The organism is Burkholderia sp. BCC1993 (assembly GCF_905339865.1).
Taxonomy (GTDB): Bacteria; Pseudomonadota; Gammaproteobacteria; order Burkholderiales; family Burkholderiaceae; genus Burkholderia.
In genome coordinates, this window is the sequence record NZ_CAJPGZ010000004.1 from 355,786 (window position 1) to 367,295 (window position 11,510).

General features: G+C 70.4%; 13 protein-coding genes. 5 read left to right on the forward strand and 8 right to left on the reverse strand.

Features of this window, described 5'->3' with window-relative positions:
- Positions 1 to 51 precede the first annotated feature (51 nt).
- Genes U4Y91_RS08755 through cobU form a run of 4 tightly spaced genes read right to left on the reverse strand, consistent with a single transcriptional unit; the run spans position 52 to position 3,470 of the window.
- On the reverse strand, positions 52 to 963 hold the full coding sequence (locus U4Y91_RS08755) for a cobalamin-binding protein (protein WP_321804741.1): 912 nt from the start codon (positions 961 to 963) through the stop codon (positions 52 to 54).
- Positions 960 to 1,979, reverse strand: coding sequence for a threonine-phosphate decarboxylase CobD (cobD, locus tag U4Y91_RS08760; protein ID WP_321804742.1), 1,020 nt, complete (start codon positions 1,977 to 1,979; stop codon positions 960 to 962). The genes U4Y91_RS08755 and cobD overlap by 4 nt, the downstream gene beginning before the upstream one ends.
- Positions 1,972 to 2,916: an adenosylcobinamide-phosphate synthase CbiB gene (gene cbiB / locus U4Y91_RS08765; protein ID WP_321804743.1), complete on the reverse strand. Its 945-nt coding sequence runs from the start codon at positions 2,914 to 2,916 to the stop codon at positions 1,972 to 1,974. Before cbiB ends, cobD begins: the two co-directional genes overlap by 8 nt.
- Positions 2,910 to 3,470, reverse strand: a complete 561-nt coding sequence (gene cobU / locus U4Y91_RS08770) for a bifunctional adenosylcobinamide kinase/adenosylcobinamide-phosphate guanylyltransferase (protein ID WP_321804744.1) — start codon at positions 3,468 to 3,470, stop codon at positions 2,910 to 2,912. The genes cbiB and cobU overlap by 7 nt, the downstream gene beginning before the upstream one ends.
- A gap of 74 nt (positions 3,471 to 3,544) precedes the next feature.
- Between cobU and U4Y91_RS08775 the strand changes: the two genes are divergently transcribed.
- From U4Y91_RS08775 to U4Y91_RS08790, 4 genes are all read left to right on the forward strand, one after another.
- Entirely contained in the window at positions 3,545 to 5,047 is a 1,503-nt protein-coding gene (locus U4Y91_RS08775) for a cobyric acid synthase (protein WP_321804745.1), read from the forward strand.
- Between the two features lie 81 nt (positions 5,048 to 5,128).
- Positions 5,129 to 5,269, forward strand: a complete 141-nt coding sequence (locus tag U4Y91_RS08780; RefSeq protein ID WP_185640879.1) for a hypothetical protein — start codon at positions 5,129 to 5,131, stop codon at positions 5,267 to 5,269.
- Between the two features lie 162 nt (positions 5,270 to 5,431).
- The gene (locus U4Y91_RS08785; RefSeq protein ID WP_321804746.1) at positions 5,432 to 5,845 is read left to right on the forward strand and encodes a DoxX family protein; all 414 of its coding nucleotides are present in this window, start codon (positions 5,432 to 5,434) and stop codon (positions 5,843 to 5,845) included.
- 127 nt (positions 5,846 to 5,972) lie between these two features.
- A complete protein-coding gene (locus U4Y91_RS08790; RefSeq protein ID WP_044849222.1) occupies positions 5,973 to 6,632 on the forward strand; it encodes a ParA family protein in 660 nt (219 codons plus the stop codon).
- Positions 6,633 to 6,839: 207 nt separating this feature from the next.
- On the opposite strand, the gene panD is transcribed toward U4Y91_RS08790, so the two are convergent.
- The 4 genes from panD to U4Y91_RS08810 form a co-directional block, all read right to left on the reverse strand.
- On the reverse strand, positions 6,840 to 7,226 hold the full coding sequence (panD, locus tag U4Y91_RS08795) for an aspartate 1-decarboxylase (protein ID WP_060127403.1): 387 nt from the start codon (positions 7,224 to 7,226) through the stop codon (positions 6,840 to 6,842).
- A gap of 41 nt (positions 7,227 to 7,267) precedes the next feature.
- The gene (gene panC, locus U4Y91_RS08800) at positions 7,268 to 8,107 is read right to left on the reverse strand and encodes a pantoate--beta-alanine ligase (RefSeq protein ID WP_124613507.1); all 840 of its coding nucleotides are present in this window, start codon (positions 8,105 to 8,107) and stop codon (positions 7,268 to 7,270) included.
- A 255-nt stretch (positions 8,108 to 8,362) separates the two neighbouring features.
- A complete protein-coding gene (locus tag U4Y91_RS08805; protein WP_321804747.1) occupies positions 8,363 to 9,235 on the reverse strand; it encodes a ScpA family protein in 873 nt (290 codons plus the stop codon).
- 4 nt (positions 9,236 to 9,239) lie between these two features.
- A complete protein-coding gene (locus U4Y91_RS08810) occupies positions 9,240 to 9,428 on the reverse strand; it encodes a DUF3460 family protein (RefSeq protein WP_006761252.1) in 189 nt (62 codons plus the stop codon).
- Positions 9,429 to 9,682: 254 nt separating this feature from the next.
- On the opposite strand from U4Y91_RS08810, the gene U4Y91_RS08815 reads away from it, so the two are divergent.
- Complete coding sequence (locus U4Y91_RS08815) at positions 9,683 to 11,509, forward strand: autotransporter assembly complex family protein (protein WP_321804790.1); 1,827 nt, start codon at positions 9,683 to 9,685, stop codon at positions 11,507 to 11,509.
- Position 11,510: the final 1 nt, after the last annotated feature.

Genomic DNA, 11,510 nt, shown 5'->3' on the forward strand with positions numbered 1-11,510 from the left:
ATAGGCAGCCGCGTGTGCGTCTGACGCGCGCGAGGGCATCAGAGCCCGAAATCAGCGCGCCGGCCGCCGCGCCCGCGCGGTGTCGAGATCCTCGCACAGCGCGGTCGCGCCTTGCGCGATCCGCGGCGACGGCCGCGTCAGCAGATCGCCGTCGATCGCGAACAGGTTGTTGCGCGCCACGGCCGTCAGCGCGGGCCACGCACGCCAGCGCGCGAGGCTCGGCAGCGGCGCGTCCGAGCGTGTCGCGCCGGCGCTCGTCGTCACGATCGCTTCCGGATTCGCTGCAAGCACGGCCTCGTCGGTGACGGTCGGCGCGAGCGGCTTCAGCGCCGCGAACACGTTTCGGCCGCCGCACAGCGTGACGACGTCGTTGAACAGATGCGCGCCATTGAGCGTCGTCAGCGGCCGGTCCCATACCTGGAAGAACATCGTGACGGGCGGGCGCGCCGCGTAACGCGCGCGCAGCGCCGCGATGTCGCGCGAAAACGATGCCGCGTCCGCGTCGGCGACGGGTTCCGTGCCGAGCAGCGTGCCGAGCCGGCGCAGCGACGTCGCGACGTCGTCGAGATGCTTCGGTTCGCTGAAGAACAGCGGAATGTGCAGCGCGCGCAGCGCGTCGGTCTGCCGCTCGGCATTGCCGTGCCGCCAGACGACGATCAGGTCGGGCTTCAGCGCGGCGATCCGCTCGAGGTCGAGCGCCTTGTTGTCGCCGACGCGCGGCACGGCCTGCGCGGCGGGCGGATAGTCGCTGTACGTGACCGTGCCGACCAGCTTCGCGCCGCCGCCGGCCGCGTAGACGAGTTCGGTCGCATGCGGCGCGAGGCTGATCACGCGTTGCGCCGGTGCGGGCAGAGTGATCGCGTTGCCGGCATCGTCGCGGGTCGTGACGTCGGCGTGAGCGAAGGGCGCGAGCGCGACCAGCATCGCGAGCACCGGCAGCCGGCGCAACGGGCGGGCGTTCATGCGGATGCCCGTTGCAGCGTCGGAACGCATTGCGCGAGCGCGTCGGCGACGCGCTGCCATTCGGCTTCGCTGCCCGGCAGGCCGACGCGCACGCTCGACGGTTGCGCGAAGTGCCGCGTCCAGATCCCGTGCGTGGCGAGTGCCGTATGCAGCGCGGCGGCGCGCGGGTCGTCGGTCCAGCTGAACAGCGGCGTCGCGTGCACCGCGAAGCCGTGCGCGCGCAGCAGCGCGGCGAGGCGTGCGCCGTCGGCCGCGAGCCGCTCGCGCGCGGCGGCCTGCCATGCGCGGTCGGCGAACGCGGCGGCGACCGCGTGACGCGCGGGGCCGCTGACGGTCCATGCGCCGAGCATGTCGCGCAGCGCGGCGATCAGCTCGGGACGCGCGAGCACGAAGCCTGCGCGAATGCCGGCGAGCCCGAAGAACTTGCCGACCGAGCGCAGCACGACGAGGCCCGGACGATCGGTGTACTGCGCGAGCGATGGCGTGGCGCCCGTATCCGCGAAGGCCTCGTCGACGATCAGCGTGCCGCCGAGTGCCGACAGCTGCGCATGCCAGCCGAGCAGCCGTTCGGTCGGAACGAACTCGGCAGTCGGATTGTTCGGATTCCCGACGATGACGTGACGCAGCGTTGCAGGCAACGCGTCCGAGGCGATGTCGAGCGGGACGACCCGATGGCCGTGGCGCGCGAAGGCAGGCGCGTATTCGCCGTACGCGAGCGGCGCGACGCCGGCGTCGCCGGCCGGCAGCAGCGCGGGCAACGCGCGGATCGCGGCCTGGCTGCCGGCGACCGGCAGCACGTGCGCGGCATCGGGTGCGCCGTAGTAGCCGGCCGCGCATGCGGCGAGCGTGTCGCCGTCGTCGGGCAGCCGGCGCCATGCGTCGGCCGGGACCGGCGGCACCGGATAGCCGACCGGATTGATGCCGGTCGACAGGTCGAGCCAGGCGTCGTACGGAATGCCGTGGCGGCGCGCGGCTTCGTGCAGGTTGCCGCCGTGCGGGATGCGTGCGTCAGACATGATGGGTAGCGAGGATGAGTGCGCCGCTCGCGACGAGCAGCGCGAGCCACAGCGCGAGCGTGCGCGTGACGAGCGACAGCGCGGCGACGACGTGCGCGGCCGTCGCCGGTGCGCCGGTGCCGAGCGCGGGACGGTCTTCGATTTCGCCGTGATAGACGGCCGGGCCGCCGAGCTGCACGTTCAGGCTGCCGGCGCCCGCGGCCATCACGGGGCCCGCGTTCGGGCTGTCCCAGTGGCGCGCCTGTGTGCGCCAGCAGCGCCACGCGGCGCCCGTGTCGCCGAGCAGCGCGTAGCTCGCGGCGGTGAGGCGTGCGGGAATCCAGTTGAGCGCGTCGTCGAGGCGCGCGGCGGCCCAGCCGAAGGTCAGGAAGCGCGGCGTGCGGTAGCCCCACATCGCGTCGAGCGTGTTCGCGAGCCGGAACAGCAGCGCGCCGGGGCCGCCCGCGACGACGAACCAGAAGAGCGCGCCGAAGATCGCGTCGTTGCCGTTCTCGAGGGCCGATTCGACGGCCGCGCGCGACAGCGCGCCTTCGTCGGCTGCGCTCGTGTCGCGCGACACGATCCGCGCGGTCAGCGCGCGCGCGGCGTCGAGATCGTGCCGCAGCAGCGCGGCGGCGATCGGCGCGACATGGTCGGCGAGGCTCTTCGCGCCGAGCGCGAACCACAGCAGTGCGACGTGCAGCGCGGCCGCGAGCGGCCAGGGCAGCACGGCCGCGAGCCACGCGGCAACGGCCACCGGCGGCACCACGGCCGCGACCCATGCGGCGACGCCGACCGCGCGGCCGCGCCGGCCCGTGTTCAGTGCGCCTTCGATGCGCGCGGCGAGCCGGCCGAACGCGACGAGCGGATGCCAGCCGGCCGGTTCGCCGATCACACGATCGACGATCGCGGCCGCGACCGCGAGCATCGCGACGAGCGGCAGCGACAGCATCAGCATGACGGCGCTCCGGCCTTGAGTTCGAGCGGCAGCCCGGCGACCAGCAGCGTCACGCGCGTCGCGAGCGCGGCGACGCGCTGGTTCAGGCGCCCGAGTTCGTCGACGTAGCGGCGCGTGACCGACCCGAGCGGCACGACGCCGAGCCCGATTTCGTTGCTGACGACGATCACCTTCGCACGCGCGCCGCGCAATGCGTGCTCGAGCCGCTCGACCTGCGCCGCGTACTGCGCATCGTCGAGCGGTTCGCCGTCGAGCGGGCACAGCAGGTTCGTGAGCCACAGCGTCAGGCAGTCGACGAGCAGGCACGCGTGCGGATCGTCGAGCCGCGCGAGCGTGCCGGCGAGATCGACGGGGGCGTCGGCGAAACCCCAGTCGGCCGGCCGGCGCGCGCGGTGATGCGCGATGCGCCGTTCGAATTCGGCGTCGGCGGCCGTCGCGGCCGCGGTCGCGATGTAGGTGACGGGGCGGCCGCTGTCGGCGGCGAGCCGCTCGGCGTGCGCGCTCTTGCCCGAGCGCGCGCCGCCGAGGACGAAGGTGAGGTCGTGCGGAATCATCGCGTGATTGTAACGGCGCGGGCGGCCGCACGCGGGCGATAATGCGCGTTTGCTTCGCCACGACTTTGCACACGATGAACGCACCCGAACCGCAGCCGCACGGCACGTTGATGATCCAGGGCACGACGTCCGACGCGGGCAAGAGCACGCTCGTCGCGGGCCTGTGTCGCCTCGCGCGCCGCGCGGGCGCGCGCGTCGCGCCGTTCAAGCCGCAGAACATGGCGCTGAACAGCGCGGTGACGGCCGACGGCGGCGAGATCGGCCGCGCGCAGGCGCTGCAGGCGCTGGCCGCCGGCGTCGCGCCGCATACGGATTTCAATCCGGTGCTGCTGAAGCCGACGAGCGACCGCGGCGCGCAGGTGATCATTCACGGCAAGGCGCGCATGAACCTCGACGCGCGTGCTTACCACGACTACAAGCCGGTCGCGTTCGACGCGGTGCTCGAGTCGTACGCGCGGCTGCGCGCCGGCTACGACACGGTGCTCGTCGAAGGCGCGGGCAGCCCGGCCGAAATCAACCTGCGCGAAGGCGACATCGCGAACATGGGCTTCGCCGAGCGCGTGGACTGCCCGGTCGTGCTGGTGGCCGACATCGACCGCGGCGGCGTGTTCGCGCACCTGGTCGGCACGCTCGCGTGCCTGTCGGACAGCGAGCGCGCGCGCGTGCGCGGCTTCGTCATCAACCGCTTTCGCGGCGACATCAGGCTGCTCGAACCGGGCCTCGACTGGCTGCGCGCGCAGACGGGCAAGCCGGTATTCGGTGTGCTGCCGTACCTGCACGGGCTGATGCTCGATGCCGAGGACATGCTGCCGTCGCAGGCGCGCAGCGCCGCCGCGCGCGGCGATGCCGGCGTGCTGCGCGTGGTGGTGCCCGCCTTGCCGCGGATCAGCAACCATACCGATTTCGACCCGCTGCGTGCGCATCCGCAGGTCGAGTTCACGTACTGGAAGAGCGGCCCGGTGCCGGACGCCGACCTGCTGATCCTGCCCGGCTCGAAGAGCGTGCAGCGCGATCTCGCGTGGCTGCGCGACGCGGGCTGGGACGCAGTGATCCGCCGGCACCTGCGCTATGGCGGCAAGGTGATCGGCATCTGCGGCGGGATGCAGATGCTCGGCCGCACGCTGGACGATCCGCTCGGCCTCGAAGGCGCGCCCGGCAGCGTGGCGGGGCTCGGGTTGCTCGATTTCGACACGACGCTGCAGCCGGACAAGACGCTGAAGAACGTGACCGGGCATCTCGCGCTGCCGGGCGCGGCCGCGGTGCACGGCTACGAAATCCACATGGGCGACACGCGCGGGCCCGCGCTCGCGGCGCCCGCGCTGGAACTGGCGGCGGACGACGCACCGGGCGGCGTGCGCCCGGACGGCGCACGCTCGGCCGACGGGCAGATCCTCGCGACCTACGTGCACGGGCTGTTCGACGCGCCCGACGCGTGCGCGGCACTGCTCGCATGGGCGGGGCTCGACGGCGCGGAACGCATCGACTATCCGGCGCTGCGCGAGGCGTCGCTGGAGCGGCTGGCCGATTCGTTCGCCGAGCATCTCGACCTGCGCGCGCTGTACGCCGAGTTCCGCTGACGCATGGCGTGCCGGCCTGGCATTTTGCGGCGGATCGCGTACAACTCAGATGGGCGGAGGTCCGCCCGAAGGAGCGCGACGATGAAGGCTCGATGGTGGTTGAGTGTGCTGCTCGCGGTGCTGCTGGGCGCGTCGGCGCTTGCGCACGCGTGCGATTCGTACGCACCGGGCGGCGGGCCGGCCGGCTCGGGCGACGCCGCCCAAGGCAAGAGCGGCGGCTGAGGTTCGCAGCGGGGTGCAGGCCGGGGCATGGTCGGTCATGCCCTTTTTCATGATCCGATTCGTTCCATTCAGGAATCAGTTAAAGCCGGAATGCATGTTTATTGGCCGAATCGATTCGAATAGAGTGCGATCCATTCTCATCCACTCACGAAGGAATTCGCCATGAACCCCAATCGCCTGAACGATCTCGGCGCGACGCTGCTGCGTGTCGCACTCGGCGTGCTGTACCTTGCGCACGTCGCGCAGAAGGTGTTCGTCTTCACGCTGCCCGGCACCGCGCAGTTCTTCGCGTCGATCGGCCTGCCGGGCTGGCTCGCGTATGTGACCGCCTTCGTCGAACTGGCCGGCGGCCTCGCGCTGCTCGCGGGCTTCCGCGTGCGGATCGCCGCGCTCGTGCTGCTGCCGTTCATGCTCGGCGCGGTGTCCGCACATCTGCCGAACGGCTGGAGCTTCGCGTCGCCGAACGGCGGCTGGGAATACCCGGCGTTCTGGGCCGTCATGCTGGCTGTGCAGGCGCTCCTCGGCGGCGGCGCATTCGCGCTCGGCGCACCGCGCGCCGCGACGTGCACCGCATAAACGGGGCGGGCTTCGGCGCAACCCGTTCCGGTGACACCCCGTTTGCCGATATCATCGCTCCCTGTATCCGCAATCGAGCGGCGCGTGCCAGGGCGGCAGGCGCCGCACGGCTTTTTCGGGGGAATTCATGACGGTCATCGTGGTGGCGAATCCGAAGGGCGGCGTGGGGAAGAGCACGCTGTCCACCAATCTTGCCGGCTATTTCGCGGCGCAGGGCGCATGGGTCGCGCTCGCCGATCTGGACCGGCAGCAGTCCGCGCATGCGTGGCTCGACCTGCGGCCGGCCGGCCTGCCGCCGATCGAGGCGTGGGAGCTCGACCCGGATGCGCCGTCGAAGCCGCCGCGCGGCCTCGAATATGCGGTGATCGACACGCCGGCCGGGCTGCACGGCAACCGGCTCAACGTCGCGCTGCAGCTCGCCGACAAGGTGATCGTGCCGCTGCAGCCGTCGATGTTCGATATTCTCGCGACCCAGCAGTTTCTGGAGCGCCTCGCCGGCGAGAAGGCGGTGCGCAAGGGCAGCGTCGAGGTCGGGATCGTCGGGATGCGGGTCGACGCGCGCACGCGCTCGTCCGACCAGTTGCACCGTTTCGTCGAAGGGCTCGGGCTGCCGGTGCTCGGCTACGTGCGCGACACGCAGAACTACGTGCAGATCGCCGCGCACGGCCTGACGCTGTGGGACGTCGCGAAGAGCCGCGTCGAGAAGGATCTCGAACAGTGGCGGCCGATCGTCGAATGGGCCGAGCGCCGCGCGCCGAAAGCGGAGAAGGTCGCCAAGGCGTCCTGAGCGCGCGGGGCGGATGCGCGAGGCGAACCCGCGCGGCGCAGCCGGTCGAATTCGGTCGGTTCCCGCTCCAATGAAGAAGGGCCTGATCCGGCAGCGTGCCGGATCAGGCCCTTCGTACGTATACGGCCGCGCAGCTTCGGCCGCCCCGGCGCGCGGGGCGCCGCGGCAGCGATCCGGCGCGTCGCGACACGCCGGCCGCCGCGTGAATCAGGTCCAGTTCTGCGTCGGCACGTGGTCGCGGTGGCCCTTGATCTTGTTGCCTTCGTCGATGAACACGAGCCTCGGCTTCCAGCCGGCCTGCAGCTCGGCTTCGTCGACCATCGCGAACGCCGCGATGATCACCAGATCGCCGAGCTGCGCGCGGCGCGCGGCCGAGCCGTTCAGCGAGATCATCCCGCTGCCGCGCTCGCCCTTGATCGCGTAGGTCGAGAAGCGCTCGCCGTTGTTGATGTTCCAGATGTCGATCCGTTCGTTTTCGATCAGGCCCGCCGCTTCGAGCAGGTCTTCGTCGATCGCGCACGAGCCTTCGTAATGCAGCTCGCAGTGCGTGACGGCCGCGCGGTGGATCTTCGATTTGAGCATATGGCGCTGCATGGTATCTCCGTGATGCGTGTGAGGCGAGGGCGGGCGGCCCGTCAGATTTCCAGGTTGTCGATCAGGCGCGTCGCGCCGAGCTTCGCGGCCGCGAGCACGACGAGCGGCTCGCCGGCTTCGAGTTCGGCGGCGCTCGGCGCGATCAGGTTCGCGCGGCGGCGGATCGCGATGTAGTCGGGCGCCCAGCCGCGCTCGGCCAGGTGCGTGCGCGCGTGCTGCTCGAGCTTGCCGAGGTCGCGCTCGCCGCCGAGCACGCTGTCGCGCACGCGCTGCAGCGTCTTCGCGAGCTCGGGCGCTTCCTTGCGCTCGTCGGTCGTCAGGTAGCGGTTGCGCGACGACAGCGCGAGGCCGTCCTCGTCGCGCACGGTCTCGGCCGCGATGATCTCGACCGGCAGCGCGAGCTGCTGGCACATGCGGCGCACGATCATCAGCTGCTGGTAATCCTTCTTGCCGAACACGGCGACGCGCGGCTGCACGCAGGACATCAGCTTGGTGACGACCGTGCACACGCCGGCGAAGAAGCCGGGGCGGAACTCGCCCTCGAGAATCCCGCCGAGGTCGTCGGGCGGCAGCACGCGGTACTCCTGCGGCTCCGGATACATGTCGCGCTCGGTCGGCGCGAACAGCACGTAGACGTTGTCCTTCTGCAGCTTCTCGATATCGTCCTGCAGCGTGCGCGGATATTTGTCGAAATCCTCGTTCGGGCCGAACTGCAGCCGGTTGACGAAGATGCTCGCCACGACCGGGTCGCCGTGCTGGCGCGCGAGGCGCATCAGCGACAGGTGACCTTCGTGCAGGTTGCCCATCGTCGGCACGAACGCCGTGCGGTTCTGTCCGCGCAACTGGTCGCGCAGTTCCTGGATCGAGCTGATGACTTTCATGATCGGGTAGCGGGTTCCTCGCGCATGCGCGCGTTGGCGCCGCAACAGCGGCGTCGGGGTCGAAGCGGAGAACGCCGGCGCGCGGGCGGCGCATCGGGCGTCGGCGGATTGTAGAGGATTTGGCCGCCGGACGCATCGAAAAAAGTACGATCGTTCACTTTTTAATCGGGCGCGCCGCGAGCGACCCACGCGGGCGGGGCGGCGCTATGCGGGAACGAGGCGGGGGCGCCGCGGCAGCGGCACCGTGGCGGCGCGCTACGCGGGCAGGTAGGCGAGGCGCACGTAGATCGGCGCGAACGGTTCGGGCTGCGTGATCTCGACGAGCGATTCGCGCGCGAGCTCGAGCATCGCGATGAAGTTCACGACGACGACCGGCACGCCGCGCGACGTGTCGAACAGGTCGGCGAACTCCATGAAGCGCGCGTTCTGCAGCTTGCGCAGGATCAGGCTCATGTGCTCGCGCACCGACAGCTCCTCGCGGGAGATCTTGTGGTGCTGGACGAGCTTCGCGCGCTTGAGCACGTCGGCCCACGCGGCGCGCAGGTCGTCCGAGTTCACGTCGGGAAAGCGCGGCGTGACGCTCTGCTCGATGTAGACCTCGGCGCGCAGGAAGTCGCGGCCGAGCTGCGGCAACTGGTCGAGACGTTGCGCGGCGAGCTTCATCTGCTCGTATTCGAGCAGGCGGCGCACGAGTTCCGCACGCGGATCCTCGGCTTCCTCGCCGGTGTCGGCCTTCTTGACCGGCAACAGCATCCGCGACTTGATCTCGATCAGCATCGCGGCCATCAGCAGGTATTCGGCGGCCAGCTCGAGGTTCGACGTGCGGATCTGGTCGACGTAACCCAGATATTGCGCGGTGACCTGCGCCATCGGGATGTCGAGCACGTTGAAGTTCTGCTTGCGGATCAGGTACAGCAGCAGGTCGAGCGGGCCTTCGAACGTCTCGAGGAACACCTCGAGCGCATCGGGCGGGATGTAGAGGTCCTGCGGCAGCTTGAAGAGCGGCTCGCCGTACAGGCGTGCGAACGCCGCGACACCGTCGACCGTGTCGGGTGTCGAATCGGCGCCCGCGGGCGCGGCGATCGCGTCGTCCTGCCGGGCGGCGCTGGCCTCGTCGGCGGCGCTCACGTCGTCAGAAGTTCTGGTAGTAGACGTAGGACGTTTGCTTCACGCGCGATTCCTGCTGCTCGGCACGCTCGTCGAGGTCGATCGGCTGCTTGTCCCACAGCAGGGACCGGCCCTTGCGCTGCTCTGCTTCGAGCGTCGGCTTCTGTTGCTTGAGCTGGTTCAGGAATTGCGTGACGTCGGACTGGTACGGCATGGCTTGGCTTTCCGTTTCGGGCGGCGCACGATGCGCCGGATTCGCGATGGCGGGATTTTACCGCATCGCGGGGAACAGCCGGCGGCAATCGCGCGTCGAATCCGCTGGCCGGTGCCCGCGGCGCGACCGGCCGGGCCCGTGCGCGCGTCGTTGCGCGCAAGCGTCAAAGCGGGGACCGCGCGGGCAGGGCCGCCGCCCTGTGGTCAAATACAGGGTTTTCCACGGAATCACGACAACCGAGGGTGAGGTCATATTTGGCGGGTCAGGCGAACCAGCAAGCACACACGACGCATGAGGCGAGCCCGCGCGCGGCCCGACACCCCGGTCGTCGCGCACGGCGCGGCGCCGGTGCGGCGGCCCGGGCAGCCCTCGTGGGCTGTCTCGCCGCGTTCGTCGTGCTGCCGGCCTACGCGAAGTACGACGTCGACATCGACGCGCCGCGCTCGATCCGCAAGCTCCTCAAGGCCCATCTCGACATCGCGCGCTTCGCGAAGCGCGACGACATCAGCGACGACCAGTTCGACTTCCTCGTGACCGCGACACCGCAGCAGGTGCGCGACCTGACCGCGACGGCCGGCTATTTTTCGCCGGTCGTGCGCACCGACGTGCGCACGCGCGACGGCAAGCGTGACGTGCGCGTCGCCGTCGATCCGGGGCCGCAGACCGTCGTGTCGACGGTCGACCTGACGTTCAAGGGCCCGGTCGGCACCGAGGATCCGAAGCAGGAGGCCGCGACCCGCTTCGCGTTCTCGCTGAAGCCGGGCGACCCGTTCACGCAATCGGACTGGGACGTCGCGAAGGGCGCGGCGCTCAGGCAATTGCAGGCGCGCCGCTACCTGGGCGCGAAGATCGCGTCGTCGGAGGCGCGCATCGACCCGCGCACGCAGCGCGCGACGCTGGCCGTCACGTTCGACAGCGGCCCGACATTCACGATCGGCAAGGTCGATGTCGACGGCGTGCGCCGCTACCCGGAGAAGATCGTCACGAACGTCAATCCGCTGTCGGAGGGCGAGATCTACGACGTGCAGCGGATCACCGAGCTGCAGCGGCAACTGCAGAACACACCGTACTACGCGAGCGTCGCGATCGACGTCGGCGACGATACGTCGAAGCCCGAGCGCACGCCCGTGCATGTGAAGGTCAGCGAGTTCCCGTACAACAACATTCGCGGCGGCGTCGGCTACGCGACCGATACGGGCCCGCACGTGCAGGGCTCCTACACGTATCTCGACACGTTCGGCGCCGCGTGGCCGTTCACCGTGTCGGGCCGGCTCGACCAGATCCAGCAGTACGGCCAGGTCCAGCTGTCGATGCCGCCCGGCGCGAAAGGGTGGACCAACAGCGTGCTCGCGTCGTACACGAACACCAACGTGTCGGACACGCGCATCTACAGCGCGCGGGTCGGCGTGCAGCGCACGCGCACCGGCCAGTTCATCGACTACGCGTACTCGCTGATGTTCTACCAGGACCGGCTCGACCAGAACGGCGCCGGCCCGACCACGAGCCGCGCGCTGGTGCCGCAGTGGGCATGGACGCGCCGCAACGTCGACGATCCGCTGTTCCCGCGCTCGGGCAACCTGATCCACGCGGAGGCCGGCTTCGCGATCAAGGGCGTGTTGACCGACCAGACCTTCATCCGCGGTTACGCGCGCGGCCAGCAGTACGTGCCGATCGGCAAGCGCGACCTGTTCGTGTTCCGCGCGGAGCTCGGCGGCGTGTTCACGAGCGGCAGCTCGACCGGTGTGCCGGCGTCGCTGCTGTTCCGCGCGGGCGGCTCGAACTCGGTGCGCGGCTACGGTTACCAGAGCATCGGCAACAGCGTCGCCGGCTCCGTGCTGCCGACCAAGTACCTGATGACGGGCACCGCCGAATACCAGCACTGGTTCAACCGCGACTGGGGCGCCGCGACCTTCTTCGACATCGGCACCGCGACCGATGCGTGGGGCGAGCGCGTGTTCTACCCGGGCGTCGGCATCGGCGCGCGCTGGCGCAGCCCCGTCGGCCCGATCAACGTCGACGTCGCGTACGGACTGCGTAACCACAGCGTGCGCCCGTACCTGACGCTCGGCATCGCCTTCTGAC

What these genes read in the sequence shown, in the direction of transcription:
- U4Y91_RS08755 (WP_321804741.1), bottom strand. Translation starts at nt 963, where the DNA reads ATGAACGCCCGCCCGTTGCGCCGGCTGCCGGTGCTCGCGATGCTGGTC.
- cobD (WP_321804742.1), bottom strand. Translation starts at nt 1,979, where the DNA reads ATGTCTGACGCACGCATCCCGCACGGCGGCAACCTGCACGAAGCCGCG.
- cbiB (WP_321804743.1), bottom strand. Translation starts at nt 2,916, where the DNA reads ATGCTGATGCTGTCGCTGCCGCTCGTCGCGATGCTCGCGGTCGCGGCC.
- cobU (WP_321804744.1), bottom strand. Translation starts at nt 3,470, where the DNA reads ATGATTCCGCACGACCTCACCTTCGTCCTCGGCGGCGCGCGCTCGGGC.
- U4Y91_RS08775 (WP_321804745.1), top strand. Translation starts at nt 3,545, where the DNA reads ATGAACGCACCCGAACCGCAGCCGCACGGCACGTTGATGATCCAGGGC.
- U4Y91_RS08780 (WP_185640879.1), top strand. Translation starts at nt 5,129, where the DNA reads ATGAAGGCTCGATGGTGGTTGAGTGTGCTGCTCGCGGTGCTGCTGGGC.
- U4Y91_RS08785 (WP_321804746.1), top strand. Translation starts at nt 5,432, where the DNA reads ATGAACCCCAATCGCCTGAACGATCTCGGCGCGACGCTGCTGCGTGTC.
- U4Y91_RS08790 (WP_044849222.1), top strand. Translation starts at nt 5,973, where the DNA reads ATGACGGTCATCGTGGTGGCGAATCCGAAGGGCGGCGTGGGGAAGAGC.
- panD (WP_060127403.1), bottom strand. Translation starts at nt 7,226, where the DNA reads ATGCAGCGCCATATGCTCAAATCGAAGATCCACCGCGCGGCCGTCACG.
- panC (WP_124613507.1), bottom strand. Translation starts at nt 8,107, where the DNA reads ATGAAAGTCATCAGCTCGATCCAGGAACTGCGCGACCAGTTGCGCGGA.
- U4Y91_RS08810 (WP_006761252.1), bottom strand. Translation starts at nt 9,428, where the DNA reads ATGCCGTACCAGTCCGACGTCACGCAATTCCTGAACCAGCTCAAGCAA.